General features: G+C 61.4%; 19 protein-coding genes. 9 read left to right on the top strand and 10 right to left on the bottom strand.

The annotated features are described in order from the left end of the window. Positions 1-38: 38 nt before the first annotated feature. From B8991_RS03365 to uvrC, 4 genes are all read left to right on the top strand, one after another. Positions 39-836: a S49 family peptidase gene (locus B8991_RS03365; protein ID WP_084350415.1), complete on the top strand. Its 798-nt coding sequence runs from the start codon at positions 39-41 to the stop codon at positions 834-836. Between the two features lie 170 nt (positions 837-1,006). Continuing rightward, positions 1,007-1,963, top strand: a complete 957-nt coding sequence (locus B8991_RS03360) for a calcium/sodium antiporter (RefSeq protein ID WP_179141430.1) — start codon at positions 1,007-1,009, stop codon at positions 1,961-1,963. A gap of 29 nt (positions 1,964-1,992) precedes the next feature. Then, the gene (locus tag B8991_RS03355; protein ID WP_084350413.1) at positions 1,993-2,775 is read left to right on the top strand and encodes an SDR family oxidoreductase; all 783 of its coding nucleotides are present in this window, start codon (positions 1,993-1,995) and stop codon (positions 2,773-2,775) included. Positions 2,776-3,059: 284 nt separating this feature from the next. After that, complete coding sequence (gene uvrC / locus B8991_RS03350; protein WP_084350412.1) at positions 3,060-4,937, top strand: excinuclease ABC subunit UvrC; 1,878 nt, start codon at positions 3,060-3,062, stop codon at positions 4,935-4,937. Between the two features lie 153 nt (positions 4,938-5,090). Here the strand turns inward: uvrC and rpe are convergent, their stop codons facing one another. The 7 genes from rpe to B8991_RS03315 are packed head-to-tail and all read right to left on the bottom strand — an operon-like array spanning position 5,091 to position 12,369. Further along, complete coding sequence (gene rpe / locus B8991_RS03345; protein ID WP_084350411.1) at positions 5,091-5,780, bottom strand: ribulose-phosphate 3-epimerase; 690 nt, start codon at positions 5,778-5,780, stop codon at positions 5,091-5,093. 32 nt (positions 5,781-5,812) lie between these two features. Continuing rightward, positions 5,813-6,745, bottom strand: coding sequence for a 2-hydroxyacid dehydrogenase (locus tag B8991_RS03340; protein ID WP_084350410.1), 933 nt, complete (start codon positions 6,743-6,745; stop codon positions 5,813-5,815). Positions 6,746-6,754: 9 nt separating this feature from the next. Continuing rightward, a complete protein-coding gene (rodA, locus tag B8991_RS03335) occupies positions 6,755-7,894 on the bottom strand; it encodes a rod shape-determining protein RodA (RefSeq protein ID WP_084350409.1) in 1,140 nt (379 codons plus the stop codon). Continuing rightward, complete coding sequence (gene mrdA / locus B8991_RS03330; RefSeq protein ID WP_084350408.1) at positions 7,891-9,831, bottom strand: penicillin-binding protein 2; 1,941 nt, start codon at positions 9,829-9,831, stop codon at positions 7,891-7,893. Before mrdA ends, rodA begins: the two co-directional genes overlap by 4 nt. Then, positions 9,828-10,367 carry a rod shape-determining protein MreD gene (locus tag B8991_RS03325; protein ID WP_084350407.1) on the bottom strand — a complete coding sequence of 180 codons (540 nt, stop codon included), beginning with the start codon at positions 10,365-10,367 and terminating at the stop codon, positions 9,828-9,830. The genes mrdA and B8991_RS03325 overlap by 4 nt, the downstream gene beginning before the upstream one ends. Further along, positions 10,360-11,292, bottom strand: a complete 933-nt coding sequence (gene mreC, locus B8991_RS03320) for a rod shape-determining protein MreC (protein ID WP_084350406.1) — start codon at positions 11,290-11,292, stop codon at positions 10,360-10,362. Before mreC ends, B8991_RS03325 begins: the two co-directional genes overlap by 8 nt. Before the next feature lie 30 nt (positions 11,293-11,322). Next, entirely contained in the window at positions 11,323-12,369 is a 1,047-nt protein-coding gene (locus B8991_RS03315) for a rod shape-determining protein (RefSeq protein WP_084350405.1), read from the bottom strand. 418 nt (positions 12,370-12,787) lie between these two features. On the opposite strand from B8991_RS03315, the gene B8991_RS03310 reads away from it, so the two are divergent. Genes B8991_RS03310 through kdsA form a run of 3 tightly spaced genes read left to right on the top strand, consistent with a single transcriptional unit; the run spans position 12,788 to position 15,383 of the window. Beyond that, the gene (locus B8991_RS03310) at positions 12,788-13,747 is read left to right on the top strand and encodes a KpsF/GutQ family sugar-phosphate isomerase (protein ID WP_143514483.1); all 960 of its coding nucleotides are present in this window, start codon (positions 12,788-12,790) and stop codon (positions 13,745-13,747) included. Further along, on the top strand, positions 13,744-14,538 hold the full coding sequence (locus B8991_RS03305) for a 3-deoxy-manno-octulosonate cytidylyltransferase (protein WP_084350404.1): 795 nt from the start codon (positions 13,744-13,746) through the stop codon (positions 14,536-14,538). Before B8991_RS03310 ends, B8991_RS03305 begins: the two co-directional genes overlap by 4 nt. After that, positions 14,535-15,383, top strand: a complete 849-nt coding sequence (gene kdsA, locus B8991_RS03300; RefSeq protein ID WP_084350403.1) for a 3-deoxy-8-phosphooctulonate synthase — start codon at positions 14,535-14,537, stop codon at positions 15,381-15,383. Before B8991_RS03305 ends, kdsA begins: the two co-directional genes overlap by 4 nt. Before the next feature lie 12 nt (positions 15,384-15,395). Here the strand turns inward: kdsA and B8991_RS03295 are convergent, their stop codons facing one another. Beyond that, the gene (locus B8991_RS03295) at positions 15,396-15,623 is read right to left on the bottom strand and encodes a DUF1127 domain-containing protein (protein ID WP_143514482.1); all 228 of its coding nucleotides are present in this window, start codon (positions 15,621-15,623) and stop codon (positions 15,396-15,398) included. A gap of 264 nt (positions 15,624-15,887) precedes the next feature. On the opposite strand from B8991_RS03295, the gene B8991_RS03290 reads away from it, so the two are divergent. Together B8991_RS03290 and preA are read left to right on the top strand one after the other, a co-directional pair. Continuing rightward, positions 15,888-17,210 carry an NAD(P)-dependent oxidoreductase gene (locus tag B8991_RS03290; RefSeq protein ID WP_084350401.1) on the top strand — a complete coding sequence of 441 codons (1,323 nt, stop codon included), beginning with the start codon at positions 15,888-15,890 and terminating at the stop codon, positions 17,208-17,210. 101 nt (positions 17,211-17,311) lie between these two features. After that, on the top strand, positions 17,312-18,616 hold the full coding sequence (gene preA / locus B8991_RS03285; protein ID WP_084350400.1) for an NAD-dependent dihydropyrimidine dehydrogenase subunit PreA: 1,305 nt from the start codon (positions 17,312-17,314) through the stop codon (positions 18,614-18,616). 334 nt (positions 18,617-18,950) lie between these two features. On the opposite strand, the gene B8991_RS03280 is transcribed toward preA, so the two are convergent. Together B8991_RS03280 and B8991_RS03275 are read right to left on the bottom strand one after the other, a co-directional pair. Then, the gene (locus B8991_RS03280) at positions 18,951-20,756 is read right to left on the bottom strand and encodes an ABC transporter ATP-binding protein (RefSeq protein ID WP_084350399.1); all 1,806 of its coding nucleotides are present in this window, start codon (positions 20,754-20,756) and stop codon (positions 18,951-18,953) included. A gap of 1 nt (position 20,757) precedes the next feature. Next, positions 20,758-21,687 (bottom strand): ABC transporter permease subunit, encoded by a 930-nt coding sequence (locus B8991_RS03275; RefSeq protein WP_084350398.1) that lies wholly within the window; start codon positions 21,685-21,687, stop codon positions 20,758-20,760. Positions 21,688-21,696: the final 9 nt, after the last annotated feature.

Genomic DNA, 21,696 nt, shown 5'->3' with positions numbered 1-21,696 from the left:
CCTTGTTTGTCGGGCGGCGGCAATCTACATCCAAAGCCATGAAACAGTGGATACCCTATCTGAACAAGGCCCCGACCGTGGCGGTTGTCCGGCTGACGGGCGCTATTGGCACGTCCGGGCGCGTCAGCCTGAATGACGAGACCATCGGGCCGGTTCTGGAAAAGGCCTTTCGGCGCGGCAAACCCGCGGCCGTGGCGTTGCAGATCAACTCTCCGGGCGGGTCTCCGGTGCAATCCTCGCTGATCGGCGCGCGCATTCGGCGGCTTGCCGAGGAAAAAAACGTGCCGGTACTTGCCTTCGTCGAGGATGTTGCGGCCAGCGGTGGCTACTGGCTGGCGGCGGCGGCAGATGAGATTTTTGCGGACGAAAGCTCTATCCTAGGGTCGATCGGGGTGATCTCTGCTGGGTTCGGCGCGCATGTGTTTCTGGCGCGGCAAGGGATCGAACGGCGCGTGCACACGGCGGGCAAGTCGAAATCCATGATGGACCCGTTTCGCCCGGAGGAAGAGGAAGACGTGGCCCGTCTGACCCGCCTGCTGGGCCAGATTCACGATAACTTCATCAACCATGTCCAGACTCGACGCGGGCCCAAGCTGGCACAGGACCCCGATCTTTTCACCGGTGAAATCTGGGTCGGCAAATCCGCGGTCGATGTCGGACTGGCGGATGCGGTTGGTCATATGATGCCGGAACTGAAAAAACGCTTTGGCGACAAGGTCCGTCTGCGCCGCTACGGCATCAAGCGGCCTTTCCTGTCACGGTTCGGGATGTCGCTGGCACAGGACGCGTTGTCCGGTATCGAAGAACGCGCCCACTACGCGCGGTTCGGCCTTTGACGTGGTTGTAAAGGTCGTCATCCTGTTTCTGGTCGGCATGGGCGTGATGGCCATGTTTGGCAAGTTGCGGTTTCCGGGCAGCAAGCGACTGGCGTCGGCAAAATGTCCAAAATGCGGTCGTTACAAGATCGGACGCGGGCCTTGTTCCTGCGGACACGGAAAGGGCTGACATCGTGGTTTGGTTGATGTGCGGGCTGGGACTGGTGATCCTGCTGCTGGCAGGGGATGCGCTGGTGAAAGGGGCTGTGAACCTCAGCCTGCGGGTCGGTATCCCCGCTTTGATCGTCAGCCTGACGGTGGTGGCGTTCGGTACCTCGGCACCCGAGCTTCTGATTTCGATCAGTGCCGTGCTGGATAACGCGCCGGGGTTGGCGCTTGGCAATGTCGTGGGGTCGAACACCGCCAACATTCTGTTGGTGCTGGGTGTGCCCGCGCTGATATCGACGCTGGACACTTCTGAATGCAAGACGCGCAAGACCTATGTCTTCATGCTGATCGCATCCGTGTTGTTCATAGGGCTGGCCTTTACCGGGACGTTCGACTGGAAGGTCGGGCTTATCCTGCTTGCGGCGCTGGCCTTCATGTTGGCAGATGCCATGCGAGAGGCGATGTCTCACCGTCGTGCGTCAAAGGCCACGGCGGCGGAGACCCTCGACGAGGTGGAAGGCGCAGACCCGGATATGCCCTGGTGGCGGATTGGCGGATTTCTGGCTCTGGGTCTTGTCGGGCTACCGTTGGGGGCGGATATGCTGGTCGACAATGCGTCGATCATCGCGCGGACATATGGCGTCAGTGATACCGTGATCGGGCTGACGCTGGTTGCGGTCGGCACGTCGCTGCCGGAACTGGCGACAACCGTGATGGCGGCGCTGCGGCGGCAAGCCGACGTGGCGCTTGGCAACGTGATCGGGTCGAACATGTTCAACCTGCTTGCGATCATCGGGATTGCCTCGTTTGTCGGGCCAATTCCGGTCGACCCGGAGTTCCTTCGCTTTGATCTTTGGGTCATGCTTGCCGCGTCGCTGATCCTGTTCCCGTTCGTGTGGCTGGGGTGGAACATGTCGCGCATCTGGGGCAGCGTGTTCACCGCCCTTTACGTCATCTATGTGGTGGCAATTCTGTTCTGAGGCCCGCAGAGGCCAAATGGAGGCAAGTCATGTCGATCGCACTTGTGACCGGCGCTGGAAAACGGCTGGGCCGCGCGATGGCGCTCTACCTTGCAGGGCGCGGGTATGACGTGGGCGTGCATTACGGCACATCCGCTGATGCCGCACAGGCCGTCGCGGAAGAGGTTCGCGCGATGGGGTGCCGTGCAGTGCCCCTGCAAGCCGACCTGCTGGACGAGGCGCAGGTGCAGGCCCTGCTGCCCGCCTGTCGGGACGCGTTGGGCGGCCCCGTAACCTGTCTGGTCAACAGCGCGTCGATTTTCGACTATGACCGGATTGAAACGGCCACGCGAGAAGGTTGGGACCGGCATCTGGAAAGCAACCTGCGCGCGCCGTTCGTGTTGACCCAGGCGATGGCGGCAGAAATTCCCGATCCAGTCGCCGATGAAAACGACGAACCGGTGGCGCAGGGCCTTATCGTCAATATGGTCGATCAGCGGGTGCGCAAGCTGACGCCGGAATTCATGACCTACACCATCGCCAAGATGGGCCTGTGGGCCTTTACCCAGACCGCGGCCCAGGGGCTCGCGCCGCGCATCCGGGTCAATGCCATCGGACCCGGCCCGACCATGCAAGGCGCGCGGCAAAGCGACGACCATTTTGCAAGACAACGGGCCGCGACCGTTCTGAAGCGGGGGGCGAATCGGTCCGATATAACCGCCGCACTTGGGTTTTTCCTCGATTCACCGGGGGTGACGGGCCAATTGATCTGCGTCGATGGTGGGCAGCATCTGGGCTGGAAAACACCCGATATTCTGGGCGGTGAAGGTTGACTCTTGGAAAGTTGTACACGCCGCTCTTGCCGGTCGCAAATCTGTTACAGAAACTGTAATGTTTTCAATAATTTGGCACCCGTTAAAAATAAAATCATTTAATTACAATAGCCTAGGGAAGCGCCTAAAAAATGGGCAAATGCAGGAAGCGGGCCGAAATCAAGGGAAATTTCCGTGTGAACGAAACTTGTACGCAGAGTTATCCACAAGAACCGTGGATGTCTTAACTCTTGCCTCCGCTGCCTAGGCATGTAGCAAAATGCAAGAATCAGCCAAGGGACACGATGACCGACGACGCTTCGCATACGACCGCCGATGAGAAGACCGGACACGCCCTGATCCAGTCTTATCTCAAGACCCTTGACAGCTCTCCGGGGGTGTACCGGATGCTGGATGCACAGGCGCGCGTGCTTTATGTCGGCAAGGCGCGCAACCTCAAGGCGCGGGTGTCGAACTACGCGCGGCCTTCTGGGCATTCGGGGCGGATTGCCCGGATGATCCGCGAAACAGCCTCGATGATGTTTCTGACCACGCGGACCGAGACAGAGGCGCTGCTGCTGGAGCAGAATCTCATCAAGCAGCTGAAACCGCGCTACAATGTGCTGCTGCGCGACGACAAGTCCTTCCCGAACATTCTGGTCTCCAAAGACCACGCCTTTCCGCAGATCAAGAAACATCGCGGCGCAAAAAAAGAGAAGGGTGCCTATTACGGGCCGTTCGCCAGCGCAGGCGCGGTGAACCGGACCCTGAACCAGTTGCAGAAGGTGTTCTTGCTGCGCAATTGCTCGGATGCGATGTTCGAAAGCCGCACGCGGCCGTGCCTTCTGCACCAGATTCGGCGGTGTTCCGCCCCTTGCGTCGGCAAGATCGCAGAGGCCGACTATCTTGAAAGCGTGGCCGAGGCCGAACGCTATCTTTCCGGCAAATCGACCCAGATTCAGGAAACTTTGGCGCGGCAGATGCAGGAAGCGTCCGAGGCGATGGAGTTCGAGCGCGCGGCGGCGTTGCGCGACCGCATCCGCGCGCTGACGCAGGTGCAGACGTCGCAAGGCATAAACCCGCGTGGCGTGGCAGAGGCCGATATTATCGCGCTGCATATGGATGGCGGACAGGCCTGCGTTCAGGTTTTCTTCATCCGCGGCAACCAGAACTGGGGCAACCGCGATTTCTATCCGCGGATCGGCGCGGATGTCGAAGAGGCCGAAGTGCTGGAAGCGTTTATCGGCCAGTTCTATGACAGCAAGGAACCGCCGCGCATGTTGCTTCTGTCTCATGCGATCGAGAATACCGACCTGATGGAAGAGGCCCTGTCAGGCAAGCTGGGCCGGAAGGTCGAAATTCTTGTTCCCCAGCGAGGCGAAAAGGCAGAACTGATCGAGAGTGCCGCGCGCAACGCCCGCGAAAGCCTCGCGCGCAAGCTGGCAGAGACCGCAAGTCACACAAGGTTGCTGAAAGGGCTGGCAGAGGCCTTTGCGCTGGACGCTCCGCCGCAGCGGATCGAAGTTTACGACAACAGCCATATTCAGGGCACCAATGCGGTGGGGGGCATGATTGTCGCCGGACCGGAAGGATTCATGAAAGGCCAGTACCGGAAATTCAATATTCGCGGCGATGACCTGACGCCGGGCGATGATTTCGGGATGATGAAAGAGGTGCTGACCCGACGCTTCAAGCGGTTGCTGAAAGAGGACCCGGATCGTGACAAGGGGATGTGGCCGGATCTGCTGTTGATTGACGGCGGGGCGGGGCAGGTCTCTGCCGTGGCAGAGATCATGCGCGAACACGGTGTCGAGGATATTCCGATGGTGGGCGTGGCCAAGGGCATAGATCGCGATGCCGGCAGGGAAGAGTTCCACCGCGTCGGCAAGCGACCGTTCGCGCTGCGCCACAATGATCCGGTGTTGTATTTCGTGCAGCGTCTGCGCGACGAAGCGCATCGGTTTGCCATCGGGACGCATCGCGCCAAACGGTCCAAAGCCGTCGGGGCGACGCCGTTGGACGACGTGCCCGGTGTCGGAGCAGCCCGGAAGCGCGCGCTGTTGGCGCATTTCGGATCGGCCAAGGCGGTGAGCCGCGCGAACCTGTCGGATCTGAAGGCCGTGGAGGGCGTGTCAGACGCGCTTGCAGAGCGGATTTATGCCTTCTTTCACGAGCACGGTTAGCGTCGTTTCGGCAGAGCCGAACCGACCGAATTGAGCGCTTTCGCGCACTCTGTTTTTAGGGGCGTTTTGAGAGGTGACGCGACGCTCTTGACGCGCGCCGTTTGGCGGGCGGCGCGCAGTGAGTATTTTTGCCAAGAAGAAGCAGGGCGGGGGTCAGGCGACGCTTTGCGCGGCTGACCGGATCGCATGCATGTTGTCGCCGTAGATCTGTGGGGCATCGACCGAGCCGCCTTTGAAGACTGCCGATCCGGCGACCAGGACATCGGCCCCTGCCGCGGCGACCAGGGGGGCGGTTGTCGGATCGACTCCGCCGTCGATCTGGATGTGAATTTCGCGGTCGCCGATCATGTTTCGTATGGTCTTTACCTTTTCCACCTGGTTGTGGATGAATTTCTGTCCACCGAAGCCGGGGTTCACGGTCATCACCAGAACCATATCGGCGAGGTCCAGCAGGGTTTCCACTGCGGAGGCCGGTGTGCCGGGATTGAGCGCAACACCGGCTTTCTTACCCGTCGCGCGGATTGCTTGCAGCGTGCGGTGAATATGCGGTCCGGCCTCGACATGGGCGGTGATCATATCGGCACCCGCCTCGGCATAGGCGTCGATATAGGGATCGACCGGCGCGATCATCAGGTGGACATCCATGAAGGTTTTGACATGTGGACGGAAGGCTTTGACGGCGGGAGGGCCGAAGGTGAGGTTCGGCACGAAATGCCCGTCCATCACATCGACATGCACCCAATCGGCACCCTGATCTTCGATGGCGCGGATCTCGCGTCCGAAATCGGCGAAATCGGCGGAGAGGATGGACGGGGCGATCTTGATCGAACGGTCGAAGGTCATGGCGGTCTCCTGCGCTGGTTGGTGGCGCTTTATCAGTAGCCGCGGGCCCGGTCCACAAGATGCTTCAGGGGTTGGCCGTCTTCGGCGCGGCGGATGTTCTCTGCGATGGTGCGGGCGGCGGTGCGGGGGCGCGTTTCCGACGCGACATGGGGCGTGACGGTCACGTTCGGGAGCGACCAGAAGGCGTGCTCCTTGGGCAGGGGTTCGGTGCGGAAGACGTCGAGCGTGGCGTGAGAGATTTGACCGCTGGTCAGCGCGTCGATCAGAGCGCCATCGTCGATCAGGGCACCGCGACCGGGGTTGACCAGGACGGCACCTTTTGGAAGGCGGGCGAGTGACGTCGCATCCAGCAGGTTTTCCGTATCCCCGGTGAGTGGCAGAAGCAGGACGAGGATTTCAGCCGTTTCAAGCGCCTGGATCAGGCCGTCGGCGCCGTGCAAGCGGCGGATGCCCGGCGCATCGCCGGGTCGTCTGCTCCATCCGGTGACGGGAAAGCCGAGGCTGCGCAGCATTTCTCCGCAAGCGGCACCAAGGGCACCGTACCCCAAGATTGTCACGGGGCGATCCTGGGCAAGAGGCGGAGCGCAGTGGTGCCAGCTATGGTCGAGGTTCACGATATGTGCATCCATGCCAAGGTGATGACGCAGGACGTGGCCCGTGACCCATTCCACCATGCCTTGCGTCAGGCCGGGATCGACCATCCGCGCCAGCGGCACGTTCAAGGTTTCGTTGCCGGTGACGCCCTCAACGCCCGCCCAGAGGTTCAGAACCGCCTTGAGCCGAGTATAGGGGGCGAAATCCTTCACCTCGCTGCTGGGCGCATAAACCATGTAGTCGACCAGTTCGGGCGCGAAAGAGGTCCGCAGATCGGCATCCAGCCCTTCGGTCTTCAACGCGTCGCGCAGAGGCGTTTCATAGTCAGGCCAGTCCGCCTGAGCGGCGGCGAAAAGTATATTGAGTGTCATGTGAACCCTCTAGCGCGGTCTGTGAATATGGGCGCTTTGCACCATACCGAAAGCGACCATCAATACCAGCATGGCCGATCCACCGTAGCTGACAAGCGGCAATGGCACGCCGACCACGGGTGCCATACCCATGACCATCGACATGTTGACCGCAAAGAACAGGAAAAATGTCAGCCCGACGCCCAAGATCAGCAGTGATGAGAACCTGTCGCGGTTCTGCATTGCGGAGACGATGCAGAATAACAGCACCAACACATAAAGGATCAGCAGGGAGAATCCGCCAATGAAGCCAAATTCCTCGGCCAGTGTGTTGAAGATGAAATCGGTGTGCTTTTCCGGCAGGAAGTTCAGGCGGCTTTGCGTGCCTTGCATGAAGCCGCGCCCGGTCCAGCCGCCGGACCCCATGGCAATCTTGGCCTGAGTGATGTGGTAGCCCGCGCCCAGAGGATCGGTGGACGGATCAATGAAGGTGTCGATGCGGCGGAACTGGTAGTCCTGAAGCAATTGCCAACTTGTCCCGCGGCTTTGAAACACGGCGGCGATTGCGCCACCGGCAAGTGCCAGGACCACACCGAAATAGATCCAGTGAACGCCCGCGATGAACATCATCAGACCGCCTGCGGTGACCAGCAGAATGGCGGTGCCAAGGTCCGGTTGCTTCAACACCATGAACGTTGGCAGCAGGATGATCAGAAGCGGCAACAGCACCCAGAGCGGCCGTGACGTATTGCGCATGGGCAGCCAATCATAATAGGCCGCCAGGAACATCACCAGCGTGATCTTGGTCAGTTCGGACGGTTGCAGCCGCATGAAGCCAAGGTCGATCCAGCGCTGCGCACCCATCCCGACCGTGCCGAAAAGCTCGACAAAGACCAGCAGCAGGATCGAGACGAGATAGGCCAGTGTCGCCATGTTTCGCCAGAACCAGATCGGCACCAGCGCGACCAGACACATGGCGACGAACCCCAGCGCAAAGCGTTTCATCTGTGGTTCGGCCCAGGGGGTGAACGACCCGCCCGCGACCGAATAGAGCATCAGAAACCCGATGCTGGCCACCGCGGTCAGCAGCAGTGCAAGCGGCCAGTTCAGGTACAACACCTTGCGAAGCCCCGTCGGGACCGCTTTGACGGTATATTCAAGATAGCTCATGCGCGGCTGCGCTCTTCGCCGTCGGGCGCGCGGCGTTCGCGTGCCAGCCGTTCCTGCTGGGCCTTGATGCGGCCGCGATCCTTGCTGGGATAGGCGTCCAGCGGCGGATCGCCCCCATACAATGCCTGAAGCGCTACGTCGCGCGCAATTGGCGTCGCAGCGCTGGAGCCGCCGCCATGTTCAACCACCACGGAGACGGCGATCTTGGGTGCCTCATAGGGTGCAAAGGCAACGAATAGCCCGTGGTCGCGCCGGTCCCATGGCAGGTCGTCATTGCTGGTGACGCCGCGAGCACGTTCGGCAGCGGTGATGTTGCGGACCTGGCTGGTGCCTGTCTTTCCCGCCATGCGGAAGGCGTCCTCGGCGATGCGGGTGCTATAGGCCGTGCCGCGCCGGTTGTTTGACACGGCAAACATCGCCTTGCGGATCCAGCGCAGGTGATTTTCGTTGAAGCCCAGATTTTCACCGCTGTGACTTGGGGATGTTTTGCCTTCGACCGACTTGATCAACCGTGGCGTAACGGCGCGCCCGGTGGCCAGCCGCGCTGTCATCACCGCCAGTTGCAGTGGCGAGGTCAGCACGAAGCCTTGGCCGATAGAGGCGTTGACCGTGTCGCCAATTACCCAGGAAGAGCCGCGCTCGCGCTCTTTCCAGGCCTTGGTGGGTGTCAGGCCTTCGGTGACGGCGGACATGGGGATGTCATGCGACGTGCCCAGCCCCAGACGCAGCGCGGTATCGGTGATCTTTTCGATCCCGACCTTCAGGGCAAGATCGTAGTAGTATACATCGCAGCTTTCGCGGAGCGATTTTTCCAGGTCCATATGGCCATGGCCGCCGCGTTTCCAGCAGTGAAAACGGCGACCGCCGACCTCCATATAACCGGGGCACCACACGGTTTCCTCGGGTGAAATGACGCCCGCGTCCAGCGCCGCAAGCACCGTTACCATCTTGAAGGTCGAGCCGGGGGGATAGGCGTCCTGCACGGTCTTGGAGGCTAGTGGTCTGCGATCATTGTCGCGCAGAACCGCGTAATCGTCGAACGAGATGCCGCGCACGAATTTGTTGGGATCGTAGGAGGGCGAGGATGAAATCGCCAGCAGATCGCCATCGGTCACGTCCATCACCACGACGGACGCGCTTTCAGCGCCCAGCCGGGCCTTGATGTAGTTTTGCAGGCCATTGTCTACGGTCAGTTGCAGGTCGGCACCTGCTTCGCCCTCGCGGCGGTCAAGTTCGCGCATCACGCGGCCAACGGCGTTGACCTCGACGCGCTTGGCACCGGCACGGCCGCGCAGCATCTCTTCGTAGTTGGCCTCGACGCCGACCTTGCCGATCTGGAACCGCGGAATGCGCAACACCGGTTCGGGGTCGGCATAGCGGGCAAGGTCGCGTTCGCTGACCGGGCCGACATAGCCTGCCACATGAGCAAAGTCATCGCCCATCGGATAGTGCCGCGACAGGCCCACCTCTGGCGTGACGCCGGGCAGGGCGGGCGCGTTGACAGCCACGCGGCTGATATCGTCCCACCCTACGCGATCGGCGATGGTGATCGGCAGAAACGGGGCGGACCGCTCCATCTCGGCAAGTGCGCGGTTCAGTTCGTCCTCGTCCAGCTCGACAAGGGCGGACAGGCGCGCGATGACCTCTTCGACATTGCCCGCATCCTCGCGCACCATGGTGATCCGGTAGGACGGTGCATTTTCGGCAATCACAGCGCCATTGCGGTCGAAAATCTGGCCGCGCGCGGGTGGGATCAGGCGGATATTGACCCGGTTTTCCTCGGCCAGAAGACGAAACTGATCGGCCTGATCGACCTGCATATAGCGCATCCGCAGGCCCAGCAGCCCGGCAAAGCCCAGCTGCATTCCGCCAAGGATCAACCCGCGACGCGAAACGCGGCGGTAGCTGTCCATCGAATCCCTTGGCGAACGTCTCATATCCTGCGTCCCAATGTGTCGACCTCTCCGGGGCTGGCGTGGCGCACCCCAAACAGAAACCGCGATACCATGACGACAAACGGATAGGCCATGGCGGTCATCGCCAATTGCATCAGAGCGAGATACAGCGATCCCGGCGCGTACATGACCGACAGCAACGCCAGCCGGTTGGCAAGTGTTGCAACGGTCAGAGCCGATACTACCGTAAGCCATTCCATTGCGAAAGACGCGTCGCGTTGGCGCCTTTGGCGGCGTTTGAGCCATTCAACCGTGATCACCATCAGTGCCGCCCACAACCCCGGCGGGCGCTGGAACATCAGATCGGCCAACAGCATCACCCCAGCAATTGACACGGCGGGCACATATTCGGGGCGTCGTATCGCCCATGCGAGGCTGAGTGCCACCATCAGGTCCGGTGCGGCCCAGCGGCGCGGTGCCGTTTCCAGCGGCAACAGGTGGAAGAAAATCACCACAAGGCACAGTGCTATGTAGGCCGCGCGCATGGTCCAGACGCGTGATAGGCTTTGCTCAACCATCGCTCTCGCGCTCGGTTGCTGGCTGTGTTGCCTGATCTGCCGGCGGCAAGGTCTGACCCGGCAGTTCTTCCGGCGCGATCAACGCGCTGGGATTGTTGACCTTCTGGCTGCCGTGATCCCGCAACACCCGCAGAAACTCAAGACGTTCGTAATCGGCTGACAGGCGCGCCCGCAGACGTCCGCCCGGATCCTTCGCCACTTGTCCGATCAGCAGGCCCGGAGGAAAAACCTCGCCGTCGCCACTGGTCACGATCCGGTCACCGGGCCGCACCTGATCGGGGTCTTCCAGAAAATCGACAGGTGGGGCGGCGGAATTGTCGCCCACGATCAACGCCCGCTGGCCCGAGGGCTGGATCGTCGCGGGAATGCGGCTGGATGTGTCCGTCAGCAGGATCACCCGGCTGGTGCTGTCGCCCACGCCCGAGATGCGCCCGACAAGGCCGATCCCGTCCATCGTGGCCCAGCCGTCCACGATGCCGTCGCGCTCTCCGACGTTCAGCAGCACGGATTGCCGGAACGGTGATCCGCTATCGGCAAGCACCACGCCGGTTACGAAGGTCAGGCGCGGGTCCAGCCGCACATTGTTGAGATCGAGCAGTCGCGCGTTTTCCTGCTCCAGCTGCAAGGCCGCCTCTTTCCAGGATTTCATTTGCTGTAGCTCGCGCCGCAGCTCCTGATTCTGCTCGTAAATGGCTTGATAGCTTTGGAAGTCCCGCATCAGGTTGACGGTTGCCGTAACCGGCACCATTGCCCATTCAAAGCCCGGCATGACCCTGTCGATGACCTGCGCGCGGAACCGTTCGACGCGCGGGCTGTCGATCCGCCAGACCAGAAACAACCCGATCAGGCACAGCACCAGAAACGACACAAGCAGCCGCCGAAGCGGGCCGGTATAGTCTTCGCTTTGTGAACGATCTCTGGCCAATGGACCCCCTTTACGGCAAAGGTGGGCAGCTTAACTGTCGTAGTCAATCGCGTGGCGCAGCTGTTTTTCGTATTCCAATGCCTTGCCAGTGCCCATCGCGACGCAGTTCAGGCATTCATCCGCGATCGAGACCGCAAGCCCGGTCTGTTCGCGCAACGCCAGATCCAGATCGCCCAGCAACGCACCGCCGCCGGTCAGCATCACGCCCCGGTCGACAATATCGGCCGCAAGATCGGGCGGCGTGGCTTCGAGCGCGGTCATCACCGCCTCGCAGATCTGCTGCACGGGTTCGGAAAGCGCCTCGGCGACCTGCGCCTGACTGATTTCGGTTTCCTTCGGAACACCGTTGAGCAGATCGCGCCCCCGGATCAGCATCGACGCGCCGCGCCCGTCATCGGGCATCCGGGCGGTTCCGATGGAGGTCTTGATGCGTTCGGCGGTTGATTCGCCCACCAGCAGGTTTTGCTGACGTCGCAGATAGTTGATGATCGCCTCGTCCATGCGGTCACCGCCGACGCGGACGGAACGGGCGTAAACGATGTCGCCAAGGCTGAGAACCGCCACTTCGACCGTACCGCCACCGATATCCACAACCATGTTGCCGGTCGGATCGGTGATCGGCATGCCTGCGCCGATGGCGGCTGCGATGGGTTCTGCGATCAGCCCAGCCTTGCGTGCGCCCGCCGACAGAACCGACTGGCGAATCGCGCGTTTCTCGACGGGGGTGGCACCATGCGGCACGCACACGATGATCTTCGGTTTGGAGAACGTCGAGCGCTTGTGTACCTTGCGGATGAAATGCTTGATCATTTCCTCGGCGACGTCGAAATCGGCAATCACGCCTTCGCGCATTGGCCGGATCGCCTCGATGCTGCCGGGCGTTCGGCCCAGCATCAGCTTGGCATCTTCCCCCACGGCCAGCACTTTCTTGACGCCGTCCTTGACGTGATAGGCGACAACCGAAGGCTCTGACAGGATCACGCCGCGGCCTTTGACGTAGACCAGCGTGTTTGCAGTCCCAAGGTCGATTGCCATATCTGATGAGAACATGCCCATCAGTTTCTCTAGTCCCAGCATTCTGCGTCGTGCCCCAAGAAATGTTTATAGGCCCGCGACTCTTCGGGTGCAGGCCGGATGCTCTTATAGGCCCGGAAGGGCGGTAGCGAAAGGGGCGTCTCCTGTCAGGACAGGCGTTAACTTGCCGGCGGGCTCAGAAACCGCGCGCCGAACATGTGAAGTGATGTCGCAGGCCAGCCATGAATGGCACTGTGGTTGCCTATTTCGCGGGGTATCAGTCTGTACGACCCGAACGCGCCCGTCCGGGGCGCATGGCGCAACGGGCGCATGCAAACCGGCATCTGTCTGGGCGAAGGCGATTTTATCCGATATGAAACCCCTATAGCTTGGCGGCCTGGGTCGACCTGCGCTGCGCGGCCCTTGCAACTGCGGCCCGGTCGTCGCATTAGCGAGGGACCACAAGCCAAGAGGTGGAGACGTGGCGCCAGCCGAGACCATCGTGAATACGGGCCAGCGCGTTCTGCGCACCGAAGCGGCTGCGCTTGCCACATTGGCCGAAGCGTTGCCCGCTGACTTTTCCGCTGCTGTTGAAATGATCCTTGGCGCAAAAGGCCGCGTTGTGGTGTCGGGGATCGGGAAATCCGGCCATATCGGCAACAAGATCGCGGCGACACTGGCCTCTACCGGGACGCCTGCGCAGTTTGTTCATGCATCAGAGGCCAGCCATGGCGATCTGGGCATGCTGACCACGGATGATGTCTGTCTGTTGCTGTCCAACAGCGGCGAGACCACTGAATTGGGCGATATCATTGCCCATACCCGGCGTTTCGGCATCCCGCTGATCGGGATCTCCAGCCGCGAAAACAGTACCTTGATGCGGGCCGCCGATTTGCGGCTGACCTTGCCCGCAGCACCCGAGGCCTGCGCGATTGGCATGGCCCCCACGACATCGACCACGATGATGCTGGCGCTTGGCGATGCGCTGGCCGTGGCGCTGATGGAGGATCGCGGCTTTGAGGCCTCGCATTTCCACGTTTTCCATCCCGGCGGCAAACTGGGCGCGCAAATGGCCAGCGTGGCGGATTTCATGCATGGTGGCGTAGAACTGCCCCTCGTGGATGCTGACGCGGATATGAGCGAAACGCTGCTACAGATGACTTCCAAGGGGTTCGGCATCGCGGCAGTTGTCACGGATGGCAAGCTGACCGGAGTCGTGTCGGATGGCGACCTGCGCCGCAATATGGCCGATCTGATGAGCCGCAAGGCGGGCCAGGTGGCCACGCCGGACCCCGTGACCATAGCGCCGGACTGTCTGGCCGCCGTCGCCCTGAAAACCCTGAACGAGCGCAAGATCGGTGCGCTTGTCGTCGTCTCGGAGGATAAGACACCCTTGGGCATCCTGCATATTCACGACCTTCTGCGCGCTGGTGTGGCATGAGCGCGGTCATCCTGATCCCCGCGCGCTATGCCTCGCAGCGCTATCCCGGCAAGCCGCTGGCCGAACTGCGCCAACCCGATGGCAGCCGCAAATCCCTGATCCGGATGAGCTGGGAGGCCGCCTGCAAGGTGCCGGGTGTCGACGCGGTGCATGTGGTTACCGATGACGACCGTATTGCCGATGTTGCAAAGGTGTTCGGTGCCAGCGTCATCATGACCTCGCCAGAATGCGAGAACGGGACTGCGCGCTGCGCCGATGCGCTGACCCGCGCCACGCTGGACGCCGACATCATCGTCAACCTGCAAGGCGATGCGCCCCTGACGCCGCCCTGGTTCGTCGAGGCGTTGATCGACGAGATGCGGCGCAATCCATCCGCAAGCATGGCAACACCCGTCTTGCGGCTTGACCGCGAGACCTATGGTCATTTCGCCGAGGACCGCAAGAATGACCGCGTTGGCGGCACCACGGCGGTCTTCGACAAGGATATGAATGCGCTCTATTTCTCGAAAGAGATCGTGCCGTATCTCGATCCGTCGAAACTGCCCGAAGGCCCGCTGCCGGTGTTCCACCATGTCGGCGTCTATGCCTACACGCCGGAGGCGCTGACCGCGTATGGCAGTTGGCCGCAAGGTCCGCTGGAAGGCGTCGAGGGGCTGGAACAGTTGCGCTTTCTCGAAAACGGCCACAAGATCCGCTGCGTCGAGGTTGACGGCCGTGGGCGCGTGTTCTGGGAGTTGAACAATCCCACGGATGTGGACCGCATCGAATCGGTATTGAGGACGCTGGCATGACCCCTATTGACGCACGCATCGTTAAAGTTGGCGACATAGAGGTGGGCGGCAACGCGCCTTTCATGCTGATCACCGGTCCTTGCCAGCTTGAAAGCCTCGACCACGCCCGGATGATGGCGACCCGAATTGCCGAGGCCTGCGCGCCGACCGGCACGCGGTTCGTGTTCAAGGCCAGCTATGACAAGGCCAACCGGTCCTCCATTGGTACCCAACGTGGATTGGGCATGGAGAAGGGGCTGGAGATCCTCGGCCGGATCGCGGAAGAATTTGACTGCCCGGTGCTGACCGATGTGCATGAACCCGGCCATTGTGCGGTGGCGGCAGAGGTTTGCGACATTCTGCAAATCCCCGCTTTCCTGTGCCGCCAGACGGATCTGTTGCTTGCTGCGGGCGAAACCGGACGGGTGATCAACGTGAAAAAAGGTCAGTTTCTGGCACCTTGGGACATGGGCAATGTCGCCGCCAAGATTTCCAGCACAGGGAATGAGAACATTCTTCTATGCGAACGTGGCACCAGCTTTGGCTACAACGCACTGGTGACGGATTTTCGCGGGCTTCCGACGATGGGGCAGACCGGCTATCCGGTGGTATTCGACGCCACCCATTCGGTGCAGCAGCCGGGCGGGCAGGGGGCGTCCAGCGGCGGACAGCGCGAATTTGCGCCGGTTTTGGCGCGTGCGGCCTGTGCTGTGGGGGTGTCGGCGCTGTTTATCGAGACCCATGAGGATCCGGACAACGCGCCCAGCGACGGGCCGAACATGATCCCAGTGGATCAGATGTCCGGCCTCATCGCGGAACTCAGAGCGTTTGATGCACTGCGCAAGGGACTATCGACGTCCGCTTGAGCGGCGTCGCGCTCATAGGTGCATAATGTCGGAAAAGACGTGATGCACGATCCGGTCGCGCGGGATGCCCAGTTTTGCCAATTGCTCGTCCGAGAGCGCATGCAATCGTGCGGCATGCTCCAGACGGCGGTTATGTGGCGACGCTTTGATCAACGCCTTGCCGATGCGTTTCAGGACGCCCATCAAGCCGCCGTTTTTTTCGGGTGCGCCTGTGGCGCCGAATGTGGCAATATCTGCCATTGTTCTGCTTCCTTGCATTAACGTGATCTGTTGATTGCAAAGATAGGTGCTCATCACAGGCTTTCCTACGGCCAATGCTGCATAGCGGCATTGGCCGTAGTGCAAAGCACTCATTGAAAAAAATGGAAGAATTCGATTCGATATTCAGAAAATAATGCTGCGACGCAGCGTCACCTTTGCTGCAGGACGTATAAATTTTACCAGTTGATAAAAAAATGAACCTGTGAGAGCATTTTCCCGAACCAACGAATGCGGAGGGATGGAATGGATCCGAAAATGCTGACCGAAGGGATTGTCGCGGGGCGACGCGAGGCCGGACAACTGGCCGACGCCTTCGAGGATCTCCACCCGCCGCTGTCAGAACACGAGGCGCTGGTCGCCGCTGACCGTTGCTATTTTTGCCATGACGCACCCTGCACGGTGGCGTGCCCCACAGATATTGATATCCCGCTGTTCATCCGGCAGATCGCAACCGGCACGCCAGAGGCTGCGGCCCGCACGATCCTGTCTCAGAACATCCTTGGCGGCATGTGCGCGCGTGTCTGTCCGACCGAAACGCTGTGCGAAGAGGTCTGCGTGCGTGAAACCGCCGAAGGCAAGCCGGTCGTGATCGGTCAGTTGCAGCGCTTTGCCACCGATACGTTGATGGCTGCGGATGAGCATCCGTTCGAACGCGCACCGTCCACCGGCAAACGCATCGCGGTTGTCGGTGCCGGGCCTGCCGGGTTGGCCTGTGCGCACAGATTGGCGATGAAAGGCCATGACGTCGTTGTATATGACGCGCGCCCCAAAGCGGGCGGGCTGAACGAATATGGCATCGCCGCCTACAAGACCGTCGATGGGTTCGCGCAGGCAGAGGTTAATTGGCTGATGAAAATCGGCGGCATCACCTTGCAGAACGGCAAAGCCCTGGGCGCTGACCTGAGATTGGATGATCTGAAAGCCGAGCATGACGCAGTGTTCCTTGGTGTGGGGCTTGGCGGCGTCAACGCTCTGGGCGTTCCGGGTGACGACAAGGATGGGGTGCGCGACGCAGTGGATTTCATTGCAGAGCTGCGCCAGGTGCCGGATCTGACTGCGCTGCCCGTCGGACGTGATGTGGTGGTGATCGGTGGTGGCATGACAGCGGTGGACGCGGCCGTTCAGGCAAAACTGTTGGGCGCGCTCAACGTCACAATGGTGTATCGGCGCGGCAAGGACCGGCTGAGCGCCAGCGAGTTCGAGCAGGACCTGGCGGCGTCGCGCGGGGTGCGCATCATCACCAATGCCCAGCCTGTCGCTGTGCATGGCAACGGGGCCGTCCGCGAGGTCGAGTTCGCCTTTACCGATGACGATCTGAAACCCACCGGGCAAAACTTCCGTCTGCCAGCCGATCAATTGTTCCGCGCCATTGGGCAAACATTGGTAGCAGACGGATTGCCTGATCTCGACGGTCGAAAAATCGCAGTCACAGGGGCGGGTCGCACCAGTGTCAGTGGCGTCTGGGCAGGTGGTGACTGTGCTGCGGGTGGTGACGATCTGACCGTGACAGCCGTGGCCGAGGGGCGCGATGCGGCCGAGGATATTCATGCCCGGTTGATGGGATAAGGCTGCGCGCCCCGGACTTGATCCGGGGCCTTCTGCCAGCCGACCGAAAGGCCCCGGATCAAGTCCGGGGCGGGTGGTGACAACAAAAGGATGATCGCAAAATGGCTGATCTGACAACCGATTTCGTAGGGATAAAATCTCCAAACCCGTTCTGGCTGGCCTCCGCGCCGCCCACCGACAAGGAATACAACGTCCGACGTGCCTTCGAGGCAGGTTGGGGCGGTGTCGTGTGGAAGACGCTGGGTGAGGACCCACCCATCGTGAACGTCAACGGCCCGCGTTACGGCGCAATCTGGGGCGCGGACCGACGCTTGCTGGGTCTCAACAACATCGAATTGATCACCGATCGCCCGTTGGAGGTGAACCTACGCGAGATCAAGGCGGTTAAGCGCGACTATCCGGATCGCGCTGTCGTCGTCTCGCTGATGGTGCCTTGCGAGGAAGAGGCCTGGAAAAAGATCCTGCCTCTGGTCGAGGAAACCGGCGCCGACGGGGTAGAGCTGAACTTCGGCTGCCCCCACGGGATGAGCGAGCGCGGAATGGGGTCTGCCGTGGGGCAGGTGCCGGAATATATCGAGATGGTGACCCGCTGGGTCAAACAATACACGCGCATGCCCTGCATCGTGAAGCTGACACCCAACATCACCGACGTGCGCAAGCCTGCGGCGGCGGCCCATGCCGGGGGGGCCGATGCGGTCAGCCTGATCAACACAATCAACTCCATCACCGGGGTCGATCTGGACATCTTCGCGCCCGAACCCACGATTGACGGCAAGGGCGCGCATGGGGGCTATTGCGGTCCGGCGGTCAAGCCCATCGCCCTGAACATGGTCGCCGAGATTGCGCGTTCGCCTGAAATGCGTGGCCTGCCGATCAGTGGTATCGGTGGTGTGACAACCTGGAAAGATGCTGCCGAGTTCATGGTGCTGGGCGCGGGTAACGTGCAGGTCTGCACCGCCGCGATGACTTACGGCTTCAAGGTCGTGCAGGAGATGATCTCTGGCCTGTCGCAATTTATGGACGAAAAAGGCCTGACCGATACGTCAGAGCTGATCGGCCGGGCAGTGCCAAATATCAGTGACTGGCAGCATCTCAACCTCAACTATGTCACCAAGGCGGAGATTGATCAGGACCTGTGCATCAGCTGTGGCCGCTGCTATGCCGCTTGCGAGGATACCAGCCACCAGGCCATCGCGATGTCGGATGATCGGGTCTTTACCGTCAAAGATGAGGAGTGCGTGGCGTGTAATCTGTGCGTCGTCGTCTGCCCGGTCGAGGATTGCATCACCATGGTCGAGATGCAGCCCGGCCAGACAGATCCGCGCACCGAACGTGAGGTGGTCAAGGAATATGCCAACTGGACAACACATCCCAACAATCCTGGCGCGGTGAAAGCCGCCGAATGAACCGCTATTTCTGACGCGGTCTTCGCTGTGAAAATTAACGAAATGCCGCCTCGGTCTCTGCCCGTGGGCGGCATTCGCTTTTGAAGGCGCAGTCTTGTTCCAAGTTCAATCAATCTTTTGTTCAAAATTAACGATATGACGAACACAATTCCGGCCACGACCGTTTGATATTTTTATGGCCACGATGACGTGAGAAACGAGGGCGCGGCCACAAGGCTGAAAAGCACGCTGTGCAGCCTTGTGGTTTTCGCGCGGTGGCGCGCTCTTGTTCCGACCTATCTTGGACTGATCCAAAGCAGCCCTGGCATTCTGGCGGGCGCTTTCTGCTGCGCGGTCACGCGGTGCCGGACATGATCCGGTCCAGCGGATCGTGCTCGGCCACCAGATGGCCTTCCGACACTTCATCAAGTTGCGGGACATACTCATCTTCGCCCGCGGCCAGTTTCGAGGGCAGGAAGCGCAGCGATGCGCGGGTATCCAGCGGTGAAGGCAGCTCTCCGGGCAGGCGGATGCGTTCGCGCGCGCGTTCGGCGACCGGATCCGGGATCGGCACGGCCGAGATCAGCGATTGCGTGTAGGGGTGGCGCGGTCTTGCACAGATCGTGTCGGCATCGGCCAGTTCCACGATCCGACCCAGATACAGGACCATGATCCGGTTGGAAATCGCGCGCACCACAGACAGATCGTGACTGATGAACAGCATCGACATGCCGAATTCATCCTGAAGGTCGCGCAGAAGCTGCACGATCTGCGCCTGAATGGACACGTCCAGCGCGGACACGGCCTCGTCACAGATAATCAGGCGCGGCTTGTTGATCATCGCGCGGGCAATGCCGACGCGCTGGTTCTGTCCGCCCGACAATTCATGCGGATAGCGGTTGTACATGGCCGCATCCAGACCGACGCGCTCCATCATCGCCTGCACTTCAGCGCGGCGTTCGCGTTTGGTCAGGTCGGGGCGATAGGTGCGCAGCGGCTCGGCGATGGAATCGGCGATGGTCATGCGCGGATCGAGGCTGGCAAGCGGATCCTGAAACACGATCTGCAAATCCTTGCGCTCGCGTTTCATGCCTGCCCGGTCCAGATCCGTAAGCGGTGTGCCCAGCCAGCTGACGCTGCCTGCCGAGGGTTCGATCAGGCGCAACACGGCGCGGGCCAGGGTGGACTTGCCGCACCCGGATTCGCCGACGATGCCCAGCGTTTCGCCCGCCCGCAGGGAAAAGCTGACACCGTTCACGGCTTTCAGCGGCACCGTGCGCCCGAAAACCCCGCCCGAGACGCGGATCGGGAAATGTACCTTGAGGTCGTCAACCTTCAGCAAGGTATCGGAGGCGGCGGCGGCCTCGGGTGCTTCGCCCTTGTCGATGCGCGGCATCGCGTCCAGCAATTTGCGGGTGTAGTCGTGCTTCGGCGCGCCGAAGATCTGTTCCGCCGCGCCTTCCTCGACAAAAGCGCCAAGGCGCATCACCTTCACCCGGTCGCACATCCGTGCCACCACGCCCATGTCATGGGTGATCAGCGCGATCGCGGTCTGCAACTCGTCCTGCAAACCCGCCATCAGATCCAGCACATCGGCTTGCACCGTCACATCCAGCGCCGTGGTGGGTTCATCCGCGATCAGCAGTTTCGGCTCGCAGAGCATGGCCTGGGCGATCATCACCCTCTGGCGCATGCCCCCGGACAACTCGTGCGGGTACTGGTCCAGCCTGCGGGCGGCCTCCGGGATGCGGACACGGTCCAGCCAGTCAAGGCAATGCTTGCGCGCATCAGAGCGTGACATGCCGCGATGCACTTTCAGAACCTCGGCCATCTGGGCGCCCACCTTCATATGGGGCGTCAGCGCGGTCAGCGGATCCTGAAAGATCATGCCCACATCCGCACCGCGAATACGGTTCAGCTTGCCGGGTGACAGGTTGAGGATCTCGTTCCCGCCCAGTTTGACGGACCCGGAGGCATGGCCGTTGGGCGGCAGCAGGCCCATCGCGGCCATGAAGCTTTGGCTTTTGCCGGAACCGCTTTCGCCGACGATGCCCAGGCATTCGCCCGCCGTGATGTCGAAAGAGACGCCCTTCACTGCCTGCACGCGGCCATCCGGGGTGTCAAAGCCAACTTTCAGATCGGAGACGGAAAGAATGGTCATGTCAGTGATCCTTCGGGTCTAGCGCGTCACGCAGCCCATCGCCGATGAAGAACATGGTGATGATGATGGTGACGTAGAAGAACAGCGGGAAGGCCAGTTGCCACAGCGTCCCGTAGGCCATCGTGCCGGCCCCTTCGGCAATGAGGCGTCCCAGTGACGTATTGGGTTCCGAAATACCCAGCCCGAGGAAAGAGATGAAGGATTCCGCAAGGATCATCTCGGGCACCAGAAGGGACGCGTAGACGATGACGACCCCTATCAGGTTGGGCAAGACATGGCGAAAGATGATCGCTGTCTCGGAGACACCGCCGGCCCGAGCGGCCTCGATGAATTCGCGGGTTTTCAGCGTCAGGGTCTGGCCGCGCACGATCCGGCTCATCGTCAGCCAACTGACGGCCCCTAGGGCGACGAACAGCGTGACGAAGCTGCGTCCGGCGATGACAAGGATGAGGATCAGGATCAGCGTCAGCGGAATGGCCAGAAGGATGTCGACAAAGCGCATCATCACGCTGTCCAGCTTGCCGCCGAAATAGCCCGCGATGACGCCCCAGGCCGTGCCCACGATCAGCGCCATGCCTGCACCGATCAGGCCGACCAGAAGCGAGGTCCGCGTTGCCTGGATGGTGCGCGAATACAAATCCCGGCCCAGATCGTCGGCACCGAAGAAGTGGCCGGATTCCAGCGAAGGCGCACCAAGGGCAAGCACGTCGCCCATCACGACCCAGTCGATTTCCTCGTTCGACCAGACAGCGACGAGCGGGCCGAACAGCACGAACAGCACGATCAGGCCCAGCACCAGAACGCTGGCCATCGCGGCCTTGTTGCGCAGAAACCGCCGCATGGCGTCATTCCACAGCGACCGGCCGCGCACGGCCTTGAAATCGGTGATATCGGCGGCGAGTTCCTCGGCCTTTTTGGATGTTCCGAACATGCGCGCCTC

The organism is Primorskyibacter flagellatus, assembly GCF_900176485.1.
Classification (GTDB): domain Bacteria; phylum Pseudomonadota; class Alphaproteobacteria; order Rhodobacterales; family Rhodobacteraceae; genus Primorskyibacter; species Primorskyibacter flagellatus.
The sequence above is the reverse complement of the archived record's forward strand: the minus strand, read 5'-3'. Positions and strand labels throughout refer to the sequence as shown.

What these genes read in the sequence shown, in the direction of transcription:
- rpe (WP_084350411.1), bottom strand. Translation starts at nt 5,780, where the DNA reads ATGACCTTCGACCGTTCGATCAAGATCGCCCCGTCCATCCTCTCCGCC.
- kdsA (WP_084350403.1), top strand. Translation starts at nt 14,535, where the DNA reads ATGACCCCTATTGACGCACGCATCGTTAAAGTTGGCGACATAGAGGTG.
- B8991_RS03325 (WP_084350407.1), bottom strand. Translation starts at nt 10,367, where the DNA reads ATGGTTGAGCAAAGCCTATCACGCGTCTGGACCATGCGCGCGGCCTAC.
- mrdA (WP_084350408.1), bottom strand. Translation starts at nt 9,831, where the DNA reads ATGAGACGTTCGCCAAGGGATTCGATGGACAGCTACCGCCGCGTTTCG.
- B8991_RS03305 (WP_084350404.1), top strand. Translation starts at nt 13,744, where the DNA reads ATGAGCGCGGTCATCCTGATCCCCGCGCGCTATGCCTCGCAGCGCTAT.
- B8991_RS03295 (WP_143514482.1), bottom strand. Translation starts at nt 15,623, where the DNA reads ATGGCAGATATTGCCACATTCGGCGCCACAGGCGCACCCGAAAAAAAC.
- B8991_RS03315 (WP_084350405.1), bottom strand. Translation starts at nt 12,369, where the DNA reads ATGCTGGGACTAGAGAAACTGATGGGCATGTTCTCATCAGATATGGCA.
- B8991_RS03355 (WP_084350413.1), top strand. Translation starts at nt 1,993, where the DNA reads ATGTCGATCGCACTTGTGACCGGCGCTGGAAAACGGCTGGGCCGCGCG.
- uvrC (WP_084350412.1), top strand. Translation starts at nt 3,060, where the DNA reads ATGACCGACGACGCTTCGCATACGACCGCCGATGAGAAGACCGGACAC.
- preA (WP_084350400.1), top strand. Translation starts at nt 17,312, where the DNA reads ATGGCTGATCTGACAACCGATTTCGTAGGGATAAAATCTCCAAACCCG.
- B8991_RS03365 (WP_084350415.1), top strand. Translation starts at nt 39, where the DNA reads ATGAAACAGTGGATACCCTATCTGAACAAGGCCCCGACCGTGGCGGTT.
- B8991_RS03290 (WP_084350401.1), top strand. Translation starts at nt 15,888, where the DNA reads ATGGATCCGAAAATGCTGACCGAAGGGATTGTCGCGGGGCGACGCGAG.
- B8991_RS03340 (WP_084350410.1), bottom strand. Translation starts at nt 6,745, where the DNA reads ATGACACTCAATATACTTTTCGCCGCCGCTCAGGCGGACTGGCCTGAC.
- rodA (WP_084350409.1), bottom strand. Translation starts at nt 7,894, where the DNA reads ATGAGCTATCTTGAATATACCGTCAAAGCGGTCCCGACGGGGCTTCGC.
- B8991_RS03280 (WP_084350399.1), bottom strand. Translation starts at nt 20,756, where the DNA reads ATGACCATTCTTTCCGTCTCCGATCTGAAAGTTGGCTTTGACACCCCG.
- B8991_RS03275 (WP_084350398.1), bottom strand. Translation starts at nt 21,687, where the DNA reads ATGTTCGGAACATCCAAAAAGGCCGAGGAACTCGCCGCCGATATCACC.